This is a genomic window from Leuconostoc pseudomesenteroides KCTC 3652, assembly GCF_014634745.1.
Taxonomy (GTDB): Bacteria; Bacillota; Bacilli; order Lactobacillales; family Lactobacillaceae; genus Leuconostoc; species Leuconostoc pseudomesenteroides.
Map to the genome: position 1 here is coordinate 61,850 of NZ_BMBP01000005.1, position 16,018 is coordinate 77,867.

The 16,018-nt window shown below is 40.1% G+C and carries 13 protein-coding genes; all 13 read left to right on the forward strand.

From position 1 onward, the window contains the following. Positions 1-4 precede the first annotated feature (4 nt). The 13 genes from cdaA (at position 5) to hisD (ending at position 16,017) form a co-directional block, all read left to right on the forward strand. A complete protein-coding gene (cdaA, locus tag IEU65_RS06455) occupies positions 5-829 on the forward strand; it encodes a diadenylate cyclase CdaA (protein WP_010275802.1) in 825 nt (274 codons plus the stop codon). Then, positions 826-1,890: a CdaR family protein gene (locus tag IEU65_RS06460; RefSeq protein ID WP_010275805.1), complete on the forward strand. Its 1,065-nt coding sequence runs from the start codon at positions 826-828 to the stop codon at positions 1,888-1,890. The genes cdaA and IEU65_RS06460 overlap by 4 nt, the downstream gene beginning before the upstream one ends. Positions 1,891-1,908: 18 nt before the next feature. Continuing rightward, positions 1,909-3,276, forward strand: a complete 1,368-nt coding sequence (gene glmM / locus IEU65_RS06465) for a phosphoglucosamine mutase (protein WP_010275809.1) — start codon at positions 1,909-1,911, stop codon at positions 3,274-3,276. A gap of 111 nt (positions 3,277-3,387) precedes the next feature. Then, complete coding sequence (gene rnc / locus IEU65_RS06470) at positions 3,388-4,098, forward strand: ribonuclease III (protein ID WP_010275813.1); 711 nt, start codon at positions 3,388-3,390, stop codon at positions 4,096-4,098. Then, positions 4,095-7,649 carry a chromosome segregation protein SMC gene (gene smc / locus IEU65_RS06475; RefSeq protein ID WP_010275817.1) on the forward strand — a complete coding sequence of 1,185 codons (3,555 nt, stop codon included), beginning with the start codon at positions 4,095-4,097 and terminating at the stop codon, positions 7,647-7,649. Before rnc ends, smc begins: the two co-directional genes overlap by 4 nt. A 47-nt stretch (positions 7,650-7,696) precedes the next feature. Further along, the gene (ftsY, locus tag IEU65_RS06480; protein WP_188352234.1) at positions 7,697-8,986 is read left to right on the forward strand and encodes a signal recognition particle-docking protein FtsY; all 1,290 of its coding nucleotides are present in this window, start codon (positions 7,697-7,699) and stop codon (positions 8,984-8,986) included. After that, on the forward strand, positions 8,986-9,330 hold the full coding sequence (ylxM, locus tag IEU65_RS06485) for a YlxM family DNA-binding protein (protein ID WP_139967374.1): 345 nt from the start codon (positions 8,986-8,988) through the stop codon (positions 9,328-9,330). Before ftsY ends, ylxM begins: the two co-directional genes overlap by 1 nt. Before the next feature lie 53 nt (positions 9,331-9,383). Then, complete coding sequence (ffh, locus tag IEU65_RS06490; RefSeq protein WP_010292436.1) at positions 9,384-10,859, forward strand: signal recognition particle protein; 1,476 nt, start codon at positions 9,384-9,386, stop codon at positions 10,857-10,859. Then, positions 10,859-11,038 carry a hypothetical protein gene (locus IEU65_RS06495; RefSeq protein WP_010292433.1) on the forward strand — a complete coding sequence of 60 codons (180 nt, stop codon included), beginning with the start codon at positions 10,859-10,861 and terminating at the stop codon, positions 11,036-11,038. The genes ffh and IEU65_RS06495 overlap by 1 nt, the downstream gene beginning before the upstream one ends. Positions 11,039-11,084: 46 nt before the next feature. Continuing rightward, a complete protein-coding gene (locus tag IEU65_RS06500) occupies positions 11,085-11,894 on the forward strand; it encodes a Cof-type HAD-IIB family hydrolase (RefSeq protein ID WP_010292431.1) in 810 nt (269 codons plus the stop codon). 67 nt (positions 11,895-11,961) lie between these two features. Further along, positions 11,962-12,813, forward strand: coding sequence for a histidinol-phosphatase HisJ (gene hisJ, locus IEU65_RS06505; protein ID WP_010292427.1), 852 nt, complete (start codon positions 11,962-11,964; stop codon positions 12,811-12,813). Between the two features lie 322 nt (positions 12,814-13,135). Beyond that, the gene (gene hisG, locus IEU65_RS06510) at positions 13,136-14,743 is read left to right on the forward strand and encodes an ATP phosphoribosyltransferase (protein ID WP_010292425.1); all 1,608 of its coding nucleotides are present in this window, start codon (positions 13,136-13,138) and stop codon (positions 14,741-14,743) included. Further along, the gene (gene hisD / locus IEU65_RS06515; RefSeq protein WP_010292423.1) at positions 14,740-16,017 is read left to right on the forward strand and encodes a histidinol dehydrogenase; all 1,278 of its coding nucleotides are present in this window, start codon (positions 14,740-14,742) and stop codon (positions 16,015-16,017) included. Before hisG ends, hisD begins: the two co-directional genes overlap by 4 nt. Position 16,018: the final 1 nt, after the last annotated feature.

Sequence of the window (16,018 nt, forward strand, 5' to 3'; positions counted from 1 at the left end):
AACCATGGATATTTTATCTTATTTTACTTTGAATAATCTGATGCATCTTGTGGATATTGCCATCATTTGGTTTCTGCTCTATAAAGTAATTCAATTTGTTGAAGGCACGCGTGCGCTACAAATTTTATTTGGTGTCGGTGTCGTTATTTTAATTAAAGTTGTGAGTTGGTATATTGGCTTGACGACTTTGTCTTGGTTGATGGATCAACTCATTACGTGGGCACCAATTGCGTTGGTCGTTATTTTCCAGCAAGAAATTCGACGAGGGCTTGAGACTTTGGGACGACGTTTAACATGGCGTCGTCAGCATATTGATAATGCTAAGGAACAGCAACTTATCAAGAGCCTTGACGAAGCCTTACAGTATATGTCAAAGCGTCGAATTGGTGCACTAATCACGATTAAACGCGACACGAGTTTAGATGAATATATTAAAACTGGTATTAAGTTAGATGCTTATATTACCAGCCAACTCTTGATTAATACATTTATTCCTAACACTCCGTTGCATGATGGGGCGGTGATCATTGATGATGATCGTGTTGCCGTAGCAGCGGCCTATCTGCCACTTTCAGAAAGCACGCGTATTCCAAAAGAATTGGGAACGCGTCACCGTGCTGCCGTCGGCATTAGTGAGGCAAGTGATGCGATTACGGTAGTTGTTTCTGAAGAGACTGGTGAAATTTCCATTACACAAGATGGTGATTTATTGCGACACATGGCACGTGATGCCTACATGAATTTCTTTGAGCGCCAGTTCATTGCACCAGTTAATGAGGCTGCTGCAAAACATTGGTGGCAAAGGAGTGGCGGGGGGTTAGCAAAATGAAAATGATTGGTCATTCAAAAACTGTTAACTTAGTGGTCTCTTTGGTCATGGCAATTCTTTTGTCAGCCTACGTCTTAAGCACTCGTTCCGCAACAACAAATGGTAGTGGCTCAGGTAATTTTTCAACGCTAGTCCCTGAAAAAAGAGCAACCTTGAGTGTTCCCCTTAATTTACAATTTAATTCCGACAAATATGTTGTGGTCGGCGCGCCATCAACAGTGAAGGTTGGTATTGAAGGTTCCATAGCGTTGGTGGCAGCTGCCCAAAATCGTAACGATATCCAAGCTAGCGCTGATTTAAGAGGGCTAGGTGTTGGTAAACATACTGTTAAATTAGCACTTCGCGGTGTTAACGCTTCTCTAACATCAACTGTGACACCCCAAACAATTACTGTCACAATTGCGCGACGAAAAACCGCCACCGTGCCAGTCAAAGTAACTTATGATCATACTAAAATTGCTACGGGCTATGCTGTTAGTGGGACATCAGTAGATCCCAAATCGGTCAAAATTTCAGGGCCTAAAGCTAATGTTGAGGCAGTGACATCGGTTGAAGCTGCTGTCTCGTTAGATAATAATACTAAAAGTACGATTACTAAGTCTGCCAAACTCGTTGCACGTGATAAAAACGGTGTAGTAGTTGAAGTTAACATTGATGCTAGTTCTGCCAGTGTTACTTTAAATGTTGGACCTGAAGACAGTAAAAAATTGTCTCTTTCAGCCACTCTTAAAAATGCCAATGGGGCTAACTATACAGTCACTTTTGATCCAAAAACTGTGACAGCGTATGGGGCATCTGATATACTGAATTCGATTAGCACGTTATCTGTTCCGGTTGATGTGACTAATATTACGAGCAAAACAACTGTTTCGGTTGACTTACCTGATCAAACAGGAATTGATCATTATAGCGTGACGAAAGTACAGGCGACGGTGACACCTGCAACTGATAGCAGTACATCATCAAGTAGTAGTTCAAGCTCTTCTTCCGATTCCGCCAGCACTTCCTCATCAAGCAGTAGTTCTAGTGCCAGTAGCAGTCAAAGTAGCTCATCATCATAAAAGTAAAGGACGATAATTATGTCAGATATTAAATTAAAATATTTTGGAACAGACGGTGTTCGTGGCGTTGCTAATCAAAGCTTGACACCAGAATTAGCTTTTCGATTGGGCCGAACCGGCGGTGCAATTTTGACAAAACATGCACAAAACTCCGATAAGCGACCAGTGGTTATTGTTGGTCGTGACACACGCATTTCAGGTGAAATGTTACAACAAGCGATTGTGGCAGGATTTTTATCAGTAGGTATTGATGTGTTGCGTTTAGGTGTTATTACAACACCGGCTGTTGCCTTTTTAGTTGAAAATTTGGAAGCGGATGCTGGGGTTCAAATTACCGCTTCTCATAATCCCGCTGCTGATAATGGGATTAAGTTTTTTGGTAATGACGGTTTTAAATTGTCTGATGAACTTGAATATGAAATTGAACAGTTACTTGATGCCCCTGAAGACAACTTACCACGTCCAAGTGCTGATGGTATTGGAATTGCTAACAATTATCCTGAGGGCGTACAAAAGTATTTGGAGTTCTTGCAAAAGACAATTCCAACCAACCTAGAAGGTATGCGTGTTGCTTTGGATGGCGCTAATGGCGCAACTAGTGGCTTATTGGCGAGATTATTTGCTGACTTGGGAACTGATTTCATTACACTGGGTACCGAACCAAATGGTATTAATATTAATGATGGCGTTGGCTCAACTCATCCAGAAGCATTATCTGAATTGGTCAAAGGTAGTGAAGTTGATGCAGGATTAGCTTTTGATGGTGATGGTGATCGCTTGATTGCCGTAACAGAAGATGGCGAAATTGTTGATGGTGATAAAATCATGTTTATCACAGGAAAGTTTTTAAATGAACAAGGCCGGCTTAAGCATAACACAGTTGTGTCAACTGTAATGAGCAATATTGGCTTTTATAAAGCCTTAGCCGAAAATGATATGCAAAGCATCAAAACAGCTGTTGGTGATCGTTATGTTATGGCTGAAATGATGGCTAATGATTATAACCTTGGCGGAGAACAATCCGGTCATATTATTTTCAGAGATTGGGCTACGACTGGTGACGGTTTGCTGACAGCCTTGCAGCTGCTTTACGTGATGCACGAAACCGGTAAAAAGCTTTCTGAACTAGCTGCTGAAGTTTCAATTTATCCGCAGAAATTAGTGAATGTCAAAGTTGCTGATAAATTTGCTTTGCAACATGATGCTGATGTTGTTGCAAAAATTGCTGAAGTAGAAACAAAGATGTCTGGTGATGGTCGTGTCTTAGTGAGGCCTTCAGGAACTGAACCACTACTGCGTGTGATGGTCGAAGCGGCGACACCAGAATTGGTCGAGCAATATACATCAGAAATTGTTGACGTTGTACGTGAAAAAGCTGAAATTTAAGGTAGATAAAGTTTTTATCACATGATATTTTTTGACGACTGTAATTTATCAAAATATACAGTCGTTTTTTGATATAATAGACTGTATACTATGCTTTAAAAGGACGAGAACGTGTCACAAGACAGTTTTAAAAAACATATATTAACGCAATATGGTATTCGTTTTAATGACGAAACACTATTAACTGAAGCGCTGACTCAGCGCAATTATCTTAATGAACACCCTGATGACAAAGGACATGACTACCAAAGATTGGAATTTTTAGGTGATTCTGTCATGCAAGTGACTGTTGCAGAATATCTATTCAAACGCTATCCAAATTGGCATGAAGGTCAATTAACCGAGATGCGGATTGCAATGGTGCAAACACGATCTTTTGCGCATTTTGCCCGTTTAGTTCATTTAAATGAAGGTATTCGGTTGGGCAAAGGTGAAGAAATGAGCGGCGCGCGCGATCGCGATTCATTACTAGAAGACATCTGGGAAGCCTTTATTGGGGCCTTATACTTAGATCAAGGGCCAAAAGAAGTGAACCAATTTCTTGATAAAACATTGTTCGCAGCGATTGATACTGATTTTTTTGACAGATTCATTGACTTTAAAAGTCGATTGCAAGAACGTTTGCAAGTAAAGGGAACAGTTGATATTGCTTATCGCACAGAAAAGGAAGAACAGTTAGCAGATAATACACAATTATTTGAGGCAAGTGTATCTGTTGATGATAAAGAATTAGCGCGCGGGACTGGGAAGTCAATTAAAGATGCTGAAAAAGCAGCGGCGCGAACTGCCTTAAAATTATTGGAAGATAATGTCAGCCTATGAAATTGAAATCACTTGAGATTAGCGGATTTAAGTCATTCGCCGACAAAACAATGATTGAATTTATGCCAGGGATGACTGGTATTGTTGGTCCAAATGGATCAGGAAAATCAAACATTATTGAAGCAATTCGCTGGGTAATGGGAGAACAAAGTGCTAAAGATTTGCGTGGGACAAAAATGTCCGACGTTATTTTTGGTGGCACCAATAAACGTGGCGCACTCAACCGTGCAGAAGTAGCCATTACATTTGATAACAGTGATCATTATGTTAATTCGGATTTTAGTGAAATTCGTGTGACACGTAAATTGTACAGAAGTGGCGAAAGTGTTTATCAAATTAATGGTGTTGAAAGCCGCTTGCGAGATATTCACGATTTATTTATGGATACCGGACTAGGACGAGAAAGCTTTTCAATTATTTCTCAAGGTCGCGTGGAAAGTATTTTTAATGCTAAACCAGAAGACCGCCGTGGCATTATTGAAGAAGTAGCTGGTGTATATAAATATAAACAAAATAAAGAAAAAGCACAGAAAGAGTTATCACAAACGAGCGATAATTTGTCCCGTGTTGCTGATATTATTCACGAAATTGAAGATAGAATTGAACCTTTGGCTGAACAATCCGCCCAAGCTACTGATTATTTATCTCAAAAAGAGCGGTTTGACACTTTAGATAAGGCGCGTTTAGCTTTAACAATACATGCTGTTGATGTACAAGCTGAGCAAGTCAAGGAAAAATATACAGATCAACAGAAACAAGTTGCAACTGCCAAAGCCACCTTGTCACAAATTAACGACATGTTATCGCAAAAAAGGCAGGAACGTGTCAGTCAGCAGTTGAAACGCGATCAACTTCAAAATGATATTTTAAAATTGACGCAAATTCATGAGCGCATGGTTGGTGCACAAAACTTGAGTCAACAACAAACGACTACTTTGGAGCGTGATATTGACGAGGTGACACGGTCAACTGCTGCGGTAAATGAGAAAATATTAGCGTTATCGTCGCAAATTGCGCCACTACAACAGCAAGAATCAGAACTAAAACAACAAAAATCAATACTAAAACAAAAGCTGACACAGTTTGATGATATGACACAATCAGAACTCAAGTCTCAACTGCAAGCCGACATCGAGAAAAATCGTCATGCTTATATTCAAATAATGCAAGATATTGCAGCGTTGCACAATGCTAAAGTGAATGACGATAAGCAATTGGCTCAAATAATAAGTCGTTATCAGACTCTATCTGAGCGATTAAAAAACGAGACGGGCATCATGTCACAAGCACAGCAAGAAGTGGCTAATTACCAGCCAAATGATGCGGCACAACAGGATGTCTTGGCACTAAAACAAGATGTTGCAAAAAGGCAAGAACAGTTTGATCATGCTGCAAAGGCGTATAAACAAGCTGAAACAAATTGGTACAATACATTAAATGATCTTAATAAAGTTCGTAGTCAACATGATGCTTTAACAGCGATGGATGATTATGCAGGATTTTACCAGGGTGTTCGGGCCTTAATGAAACCCCAAGTAAGAAATCAATTTGTGGGTATCAAAGGTGTCGTAGCAGAATTATTGACGGTACCTGCAGCTTATACATTAGCTATCGAAACGGTATTGGGAGGAATCTTACAGCAAATTATTGTAGATCAAACCAGTACAGCCAAGTCAGTTATTGCTTACTTGACAAAAAATCGAGCTGGTCGTGTGACAATTTTGCCAATTGATACAATAAAGCCACGTCATTTAAATGGTTTAGAACAGGCGCGCAGGATGGCTGGTTTTATTGGAATCGCTGCCGATTTAGTGACTATGCCTGAAGAAATGACGGCCATTAAGACAAATATTTTGGGACATATTGTGGTTGCTAAAGACTTGAACAGCGCCACTGAAATTGCAAAAGCTAATCAATATCGCTTTCGTATTGTGACTCTTGATGGACAACTAATCAATGCCGGCGGTTCAATGACAGGTGGCGCAACACAAAAGAGAGGCGCAACGATTTTGAGTCGCCAAACTGAAATTGCAACGCTTACTCAGAAAATAACTGATTTAGCAGAACAATCAAAATCACAAGAGCTTGAATTGCAGGCGCAACGACGCGATGGCGAAAACATTAGAGAGTCTCTGGTTGAAGCGCAAACAAAGCTAAAATCTGCCAATGATGATGTCCAAAAAGTTGACTATGAATTGCAACGCAAGCAAGACACATTGCAACAGCAAAAACGCGTTGTTCAGGCGCTTGAATTTGAGCTAAAGGACATTGAGTCGCAGCAAGAGGAGTTAGCGACACAACTACAGCGTTGTGAGTTAGAATTAGATGAAAAGCAAGCACAAAAACGGGCACAAGAACTTGAATCTCAAGAATTATCTCGAGCTTTGGAATCGGCTTCTAACAAGGCGCAAAGCCATAATGAAGATAAAGTTGCTATCCAGACAGAATATGTCACTTTAACCGGTAAGTTAGAAACAGTGACAAGTCAACTCGCTATTCTGAGAAACCAACAACAGGAGTTAGAATCTCAAGCTGCAGGTCTTACAGTTAAACGCAATGATTTACAAGAAAAATTAACGGCAACACAAAATGACATCGCGACAGAACAACAAGTTTCAGAAACGGTTGAAAAACTTGCAAAAGTCCAAAAAGAACATGATGATACTAGCCAACAGCTAACAATTATCACTGATAATTTATCTGTTTTGGAAACACAGTTTGCCAAACAACAAGAAACGCTACGATCGGTGATGGCATTAGAAAGTGATCTTGCGGCACAACAAGCTAGGCTCACGACACAAAATGAGAATTTATTGGCACAACTAGAATCACAGTATGATATTAGTGATAGTCAAGGCCTTTATCAGCAATTAGCTGATTTGAATCTAGAAACAGTCACGGATCAACTGAAACTTATCAAGCGTAGCTTGGATGAAATTGGTAATGTTAATATTGGTGCCATTGAAGAATATGAAGCGGTTAAGCAACGTTTTGATTTTTTAACACAGCAGCGTGATGATTTGTTATCTGCAAAAGATAATCTGCTACAAACAATTGATGAGATGGATGAAGAAGTTCAAATTCGCTTTAAACACACATTTGACGCTGTTGCACAACATTTTGGTCGCATTTTCACCCAAATGTTTGGCGGTGGTCGTGCAGAAATTAAGTTGACAGATCCAGAGCATCTCTTAACGACGGGCATTGATATTACGGCACAACCACCTGGCAAAAAGTTCCAACAAATGAGTTTGTTGTCTGGTGGTGAAAAGGCGTTGACAGCTATTACGTTATTATTTGCCATTTTACAAGTCCGTCCAGTGCCGTTTGTAGTACTTGATGAGGCCGAAGCAGCGTTAGATGAAGCAAACGTGGCGAGGTTTGCGCGTTATTTACACGAATTTTCTGGTGAAACACAATTTATTGTCATTACACATCGAAAAGGTACAATGATGAATGCCAACTTATTATATGGTGTGACAATGCAAGAAGCTGGTGTATCGAAAATGGTGGCTGTTGATTTGGATAATATGGCTGAAACGGCTTCCTAAATATGGCGTGATAAGATGATTACCAATAATGAATAAAGGAGAAACAAATGGGATTATTTGATATTTTCCGTAAAAAGAAGAATAACGTTGAGCCCGAATCAACGACTAATTCAGAAAGTTTGTCAGAATCGCAATTTGAAACTTTATCACAATCAAACAGCGAAACAACGACGAGTAGTGCTTTAACACAACCGGTTATGGAACAAGTTGGTTTAGTTGATGAACGCGAAGCTGATGAATGGTCAAAAGCGCTTGACAAAAAGAGTGAAGCGATTCATGATCTGCCAGAATCAGAATCAGAATCAGAATCAGAATCAGAATCAGAATCAGAATCAGAATCAGAATCAGAATCAGAATCAGAATCAGAATCAGAATCAGAATCAGAGGATGAAATTGAACGAAATGAGCAGCAGGTTTATGACGAAGGCTTGAAAAAATCACGGACAGGATTTGCTGAAAGATTTAATCGCTTTTTAGCTAATTTTCGTACCGTAGATGAAGATTTTTTCGAAGATCTGGAAGAAACTTTAGTCGGTGCTGATGTTGGTTTTGATATGGCGATTAAAATCAGTGACGAATTGCGAGAAGAAGTTAAATTAGCCAATGCCAAACGCAAAGAAGATGTGCGTGATGTGATTATCAAAAAAATGGTTGATTTATACGAAGCAGATGGTGTAAATGAAGATACACAAATGCATTTTGCACCAAATGGCAGTACTACCGTGATTTTGTTTGTCGGTGTTAATGGTGTTGGTAAAACAACAACAATTGGTAAGCTTGCCAGCAAGTACCAACAAGCAGGAAAATCTGTTTTGCTGGCGGCTGCGGATACATTCCGAGCTGGCGCTACCAAGCAATTACAAGAGTGGGGCGAGCGAGCAAATGTGCCTGTGGTTGCTGGTAAAGAAAAAGCTGATCCGGCTTCTGTTGTCTTTGAGGCGGTTGCTAAAGCACGCGATGAACATTATGACATTTTATTTGTCGACACGGCTGGCCGTTTGCAAAATAATGTCAATTTAATGCAAGAACTAGAAAAAATGAAGCGCATTATTCAACGCGAAATTCCTGATGCACCACATGAAGTTTTGTTAGTGCTTGACGCGACAACTGGCCAAAACGCATTACAGCAAGCTAAACTATTCAAAGATTCTTCGGACGTAACTGGCATCGTTTTGACTAAAATGGATGGCACAGCAAAAGGTGGCATCGTCTTTGCCATTCGAAATGAAATGCATTTGCCAGTCAAATGGATTGGATTTGGTGAAAAAGCGAGCGATTTGCGCGAATTTAAGCCAGAAGAGTTTGTCTACGGATTGTTTAAAGAGTTGGTATCGTGATGGATTTAACCAAAAAAAATCATATCAATGCGCTATTTGGTTTTTATGATCAATTGTTGACCGAAAAGCAACAACAATATTTACAATATTATTTTGAAGATGATTTTTCAATTGTGGAAATTGCAAATGCAGAAAGTGTTAGTCGACAAGCGGTTTCCGACAACATCAATCGGGCAATCGAATTACTAGAAAAATATGAAAGTCTTTTGCACCTACAAGCTAATTTTGAATCACGACAAGTGATTGAAAATGAAGTGGAAGAATACATTAATACTCATTATAAAAGTGATGATGTGTTAAAATTATTGGTGCAGAAGCTTTTAAATACAGAAATGGATAACTAGAAGGGAAACGTGTCACCTGTGAATATATCGCAGAAAGGACATACTCTAAAATTATGGCATTTGAAAATCTAACTGAACGCCTCTCAAAGGCGATGAAAAATCTAACCGGTCGCGGCCGAGTTAGCGAAGAAGATCTTCGTGCGACGATGCGCGAAATTCGTTTGGCATTACTGGAAGCCGATGTCAACTACGACACAGTGAAAAAGTTTGTCGCTAATGTACGTGAAAAAGCCAGCGGTGCTGATATTATGTCTGGGTTGGACTCTGCACAACAAGTTGTTAAAATTGTTAATGATGAGTTGACCGCAACGATGGGTGATGAGGCTGTACCACTTAATAAGTCGCCTAAAATTCCAACAATTATTATGATGGCTGGCCTGCAAGGTGCTGGTAAAACAACCACAGTTGCTAAGTTAGCTTATAAATTAAAGAATGAAGAAAAAGCCCGTCCACTTTTGATTGCAGCCGACATTTATCGACCAGCTGCCATTGATCAATTGGAAATTTTGGGGCGCGATCTTGAAATTCCCGTATTTTCAATGGGGACGGATGTTAATCCTCGCGATATTGTCCGCGCTGGTTTGGCTAAGGCGGCTGAGAATAAAAATGACTATGTCTTTATTGATACAGCTGGTCGTTTACAAATTGATGAAGAATTGATGCAAGAGTTGAAAGATATTGCAGAGATTGCTAAGCCAGATGAGATTTTGTTGACAGTTGATGCAATGACTGGACAAAATGCTGCTGAAACAGCTAAGGGATTTTCAGCGTCACTTGACTTAACTGGTGTTGTCCTGACTAAACTTGATGGTGACACACGTGGTGGTGCTGCCTTGTCAATTCGTGACGTAACCGGTAAACCAATTAAGTTTGTTGGTCAAGGTGAAAAGCCAACTGATTTGGATGTTTTCTATCCCGATCGTATGGCATCTCGTATTTTGGGCATGGGTGATGTGCTGACGCTGATTGAAAAAGCACAACGTGACTTTGATGCTGAAGCCCAAGAAAAGCAACTTGAAAAAATGCGACAAAATACGTTTGATTTCAACGATTTTGTGGCGCAACTCAAGCAAGTTCAAAGTATGGGACCAATGGAAGATTTGTTAAAAATGATTCCGGGAATGGCGAACAATCCAGCATTGGCGAATGTTAACATTGATGCCAAACAATTTGCCCATTTAGAGGCTATTGTTGGTTCAATGACACCTCAAGAACGTGAAAATCCTGATTTAATCAATCCTTCGCGCCGTCGTCGTTTGGCTGCTGGTGCAGGACGACCAATTGTGGAAGTCAACCGCATGATTAAGCAATTTGATCAAATGCGTAAAATGATGAATCAAGCCACAAATGGTAATTTTGGTGGTATTGATAAAATGATGGGTGGTTCTGGTATGGACATGTCATCTATGATGGGTGGCATGGGCGGTGGCATGCCAAAAGGTAACTTTGGTCAGAAAGTTCAAAATTTTGCAATTAAGCAAGCGGCGCGCCGATTACAAAAAGCTAAGAAGAAGCGCGGTCGTAAGTAATGAAAAGTTTAGAGCGTATTTTACCAATTTTTGTGTTTGTAGTCATGTTAAGCGCTAACTTGCTTAATATGCCAGACAACCACTGGCAGTCAATCATCATGGCTGTCATTTTGGCAGCGTTTGCTGGTTTGATTGTGTTTGGGCTCATCAGATTTTTGTGGTGGTGGGTACAACGATAAATTCGAAGTTAAAGCGATAGTCGACATTTTAAGGAGAAAAGTGAACATGACATTGAAATTAATTGCATCCGACCTTGACGCAACATTCTTGCGTGCCGATAAAACCTTCAATGAGCCACTTTTTCAGCAAGTGCTAGATATTATGGCTGAAAAAGACATGCAATTCGTTGTGGCAACAGGGAATCATATGCAAAAAGTGATGACTTATTTCAAAAACTTTGCTGGTCAATATCAAACCATTGCTAACAATGGCGCCGAAGTTATGCTGAATGGTCGTGTTCAAAATGAAAAATCTGTGTCACCGTCAGCTTTAGAAACTATCGTGAGAATTGCTGAGGGATATCATGATCATATCTTTGTTGGTTTGGCTTTCACCGGTCAATCTCAAACTTTTATGTTAAAATCTCAAGCAGCGATCGCTGATACGTTTAAATTAGCATCAGCGTATTTTCAAGATATCCATCTGATTGACACGCTAGCGGAAATTGATGCGCCAATTTTAAAAGTGTCAACAGTCATTTCTGATGTGGAAGATCAATTCATGCGTGAGGTCAAACAGGTTTTGGGTAACCAAGTGCATGTGACAACATCGGGCTATGGTGCTGTTGATATTGTTAATCCTGAGGTTAACAAAGCAAACGCACTCACATTTATAGCGGACAGTTTGGATGTGTTGCCTGAAGAAATCATGGCCTTTGGTGATGGCTTAAACGACTTAGAAATGTTAGAGTACGTTGGTCATCCAGTGGCAATGAAGAATAGTGACACAGAATTGTTCAAACATGATTTTGATGTCACAGAAGACGACAATGATCATGATGGCGTGTTGAAAAAAATATTATCTGTCATTGCTTAAGGCACGCTTTAGCGTGTTTTTTTATTGTCGTTTATGTTAAGATGAATGGCAAAAAGGAGTCCTGATAATGCAGAAAAAAGATGGTCACACGCACACGATGTATTCACATCATGGTAGCCAAGAGGTACTCGACGCGTATATTGAACGCGCAATTGTTTTAGGTTTTGACACTTATGTTGTCACAGAACATGCGCCTTTACCTGAGAAGTTTTTAGCTAATTTTGTGGGGCCCAAAGAATCGCGCGATAGTTCAGCTATGGCATTATCTGAACTTGAGGATTATCAAAATCAGGTGGCACATGTACAAGAAAAATATGGCAACCAAATAAACATTAAACGTGGTTTTGAAGTAGATTATTTGCTCGGATATGAACCGGAAACAAAACAATTTTTGCAACAACATAATGATTGGATTGATGAAATTGTACTGTCGGTTCATTTTTTACCAGATCGCCATGGCAATCTTATACCAATTGACTACGAGCCAGAGACTCTGTCGCAATATTTTGCAACTGAATTACTGATGCCGCAAGTATTGTTTGCAAAATATTTTGACGCGGTTAAACAGAGTGTTAATTTTGAGACGGGATTAGATGTTCCGGTGCGAATCGGACATATCACATTGATTCGCAAGTATCAAAAATATTTTGATTTGCCACCATTTGATGATAGTGTTCACCGTCAAATTACTGAGCTGTTGACATTGATTTTAGAAAAAGGCTATGAATTAGATTTTAATGCCGCTGGTTTTAGTAAACCTTTTAATGGCGAAAGTTATCCTACATTTGATATTGTAGCGGAAGCACATCAACTTGGATTGCCCTTGGTTTATGGTTCTGATGCACACAGTGTTGATGCTTTGGGTTTACATTTTTCTGAAATGGCAGAATTTTTAGAAAATATAAGTGTTGACAAATAAAAAAATGACGCTATAATTAAACTAATCTAATAAATAATTCGCTGAAGTTGGAAAAGTAATTAAATTTTCGCAGTACAGGAAGCGCTTAAGCTAACGCATTGAGATGAGCGCCTGTGACCTTAATGAAAACACACCAACGAGCTGAACAATCAAAAATTGTTCCGGATATTTCCGATACCAAGTACGCCTGTGATTGCAGGTGAATGAGTTCTTTTGTGCAAACAAAAGGAGAATCAAGGTGGGAACACGTGAAAGCGTCCTTGCAAACTAAAAACTTTTAGTTTGTAAGGGCGTTTTTTTAGCGAAGTGGTAGGAGTAAGACATGAATAAAGTATTAGCTGGCGGTTCACGTGATGAATTTGGTGAACGACTTAAGCAAAAACAGAAAATTACATCATTGATCAGTAATGTGCTAAATGAGAAAGGCTTTATGCCAATTAATACGCCGTTCATTGAAAAAGAAAGCACTTTTGAACAATATCGTGATCAAAACATTTTTCATTTGTACGATCAAGCCGGCGATAATTTAATCCTAAGACCAGATTTGACCTTGCCGGTCGCACGATTTTTGTCTTCTCACCAGCAAGAAAATGATATGTCGCAATTATATTATATTGGTGACGTGTTTCGACGTACCGATTACTTATCGGGTGAGTACAATCAAGAAACGCAGGCAGGAATTGAATTAATTGGTGATGATAGCTTTGAAGCAGAAATTCAAGCGCTAGATATTATGTTGAATTTTGCAAAAAAGTTCAATATCACTGATGTTCAAGTGGTGTTAAGTGATGCACGCTTAATTGATATTATTTTGGACACGTTACAACTAGACGGTGAATTACATCGAGCATTGAAACGGGCCATCGAACAAAAAAATGTCTCCGAATTTGAAAAATTAAGGGCTGAGATTGTTGATTTTCCAGAATTTCTCAATGAGTGGCCGTTATCTTATGGCGAAGACGGTGAAAATGTGATGTGGCAATTACAGCACATGACCGCTGTGGCAACGATTACGCAAGGCTGGTTACGCCTAGCTAACCATGCACATCAATACTATCCCAATGTCAAAGTCACTGTTGATTTAGCAGCGGCATCACCACAACCCTACTATACGGGGACAATAATCCGAGGATTTATCCCAACATTGGGTCGTTATCTGTTTAGCGGTGGGCGCTATGATCGTTTACTAGAAAACTTTCAAAAAAAGTTATTACCGGCAGTAGGTATTGGTCTAAACATTGAAACAATTCAAGCTGATTGGGAACAAAGTGCCTACGATTTAACCACTAGCCAACCAATTGTGATGGTACTTGGCAAAGGACGGGTTGAAAAAGATGTGCGTCCGCTTTTGAAAGCTGCAGGCATTGATACGACGCCGTTAGATAACCCTGAACGAAAACTCATCTTTGACACCGCTGATGGTCGTTACCGTTTTATTTTAGTTAAACCCAATGATGTCGTTAAATATTTGGACCGAGGCATTGGCGACGTTGGCATTGTTGGTTCAGACACCATTGCTGAACAACGACAAAGTCATTATGATGTATTAGATTTGAAGACAGGACGCGCACAATTCGTCGTGGCAGCCCCAGCGGATTTTCAACTTAATTTGCAACGGCGACAACGCATCGCGACGAAGTATCCAAAAGTTGCCACTAAATATTTTACCGATCGTGGCGAAGACGTTGCCTTGATTAAACTAGAAGGCTCAGTCGAACTGGGACCATTAACAGGATTAGCTGATGCCATTATTGATATTACACAAACAGGTAATACGTTGCGAGAAAACCATTTGCAAGTTCATGATATTGTTGGTGAAGTCTCAACGCACATGCTAGTCCGAGCCGGCGCCTTGTTACGTTATCAAACAGAACTCACACAAGTCATTCAAAATTTGACCAAACTATTGAAAGAAGCGACTAACAAATGAAAATTATCAAAAATGAATCTTTGTCAGCAATCAAAACACAAATTCGTCAACAAACGGCACAAACCACTAACCCGCAAGTGGCAATTAGTGTGGCAAACATTATATCTGACGTTCGTCAAAGGGGGGATGAGGCTTTAAGAGATTATAGTGTCCGTTTTGATGGGGTGGCATTGAATAACTTTAAAGTCTCTGAATCAGATATTGATTCTGCAATTGCCCAAGTCCCAGATAGAGTTATCGCAGCGCTTAAAAAAGCAGCCGCTAATATTACATCATTTCACCAGTTAGAAGTAGCACAGTCTTTTGAAGACACGGCACGTTCTGGTGTGATTCGTGGTACTAAGGTGACGCCGCTCTCAGCTGTGGGGATTTATGTACCGGGTGGCACAGCTGCTTACCCATCTTCAGTTTTAATGAATGCTATTCCTGCTAAAATTGCCGGAGTTGACAATATCGTCATGGTTACGCCACCACAACCTGAAGGCTTAAATCCTGCTGTTTTGGCGGCAGCAAAAATTGCTGGTGTTGATAATATTTATCAAATTGGTGGTGCACAAGCAATTGCTGCTTTAGCTTATGGTACTGAAACAGTACCACAAGTGGATAAAATTACCGGACCCGGCAATGCTTATGTTGCTGCAGCTAAGCGAGCAGTATATGGACAAGTAGACATAGATATGATTGCTGGTCCATCAGAAATTGGTATTTTGGCTGATGATACGGCAAGAGCAGAAGACGTGGCTGCTGACTTGTTGTCCCAAGCGGAACACGATGTGAATGCGAGAGCAATTTTGATTACAGACTCATCCAATTTGGCGACGGCAGTGTCGACGGCTGTTGAACAACAACTTGAAACTCTGCCACGTGAAGCGATTGCTAGAAGTGCTATTGATAAAAACGGATACATTTACCTTGTTGACACGATTGATGACATGATTGAATTGATGAATGCAGTCGCACCAGAACATTTGGAAATCCAGTTGGCGAATGCTTATGATTATATGGCCAAAATACAAAACGCTGGTTCTGTCTTTTTGGGCAAATACGCATCAGAACCGCTCGGTGATTACCTTGCGGGGCCAAATCATATTTTACCAACTGGCGGTACAGCTCGCTTCAGTTCTGCACTAGGTGTTTGGGATTTTCAAAAGCGAATTCAGTATCTACAATATAATGCTGCTGCATTGGCAGAGGACGCCAATGATGTGACTGCTTTAGCACGAATCGAGGGACTGGAAGGTCACGCTAGAGCGATTGAAAGTCGAGGAAAATAAC

Bases quoted from the DNA above. Each gene is read 5' to 3' on its own strand.
- ftsY (WP_188352234.1), top strand. From the start codon at position 7,697: ATGGGATTATTTGATATTTTCCGTAAAAAGAAGAATAACGTTGAGCCC.
- ylxM (WP_139967374.1), top strand. From the start codon at position 8,986: ATGGATTTAACCAAAAAAAATCATATCAATGCGCTATTTGGTTTTTAT.
- IEU65_RS06495 (WP_010292433.1), top strand. From the start codon at position 10,859: ATGAAAAGTTTAGAGCGTATTTTACCAATTTTTGTGTTTGTAGTCATG.
- IEU65_RS06460 (WP_010275805.1), top strand. From the start codon at position 826: ATGAAAATGATTGGTCATTCAAAAACTGTTAACTTAGTGGTCTCTTTG.
- smc (WP_010275817.1), top strand. From the start codon at position 4,095: ATGAAATTGAAATCACTTGAGATTAGCGGATTTAAGTCATTCGCCGAC.
- glmM (WP_010275809.1), top strand. From the start codon at position 1,909: ATGTCAGATATTAAATTAAAATATTTTGGAACAGACGGTGTTCGTGGC.
- hisD (WP_010292423.1), top strand. From the start codon at position 14,740: ATGAAAATTATCAAAAATGAATCTTTGTCAGCAATCAAAACACAAATT.
- ffh (WP_010292436.1), top strand. From the start codon at position 9,384: ATGGCATTTGAAAATCTAACTGAACGCCTCTCAAAGGCGATGAAAAAT.
- hisJ (WP_010292427.1), top strand. From the start codon at position 11,962: ATGCAGAAAAAAGATGGTCACACGCACACGATGTATTCACATCATGGT.
- IEU65_RS06500 (WP_010292431.1), top strand. From the start codon at position 11,085: ATGACATTGAAATTAATTGCATCCGACCTTGACGCAACATTCTTGCGT.
- cdaA (WP_010275802.1), top strand. From the start codon at position 5: ATGGATATTTTATCTTATTTTACTTTGAATAATCTGATGCATCTTGTG.
- hisG (WP_010292425.1), top strand. From the start codon at position 13,136: ATGAATAAAGTATTAGCTGGCGGTTCACGTGATGAATTTGGTGAACGA.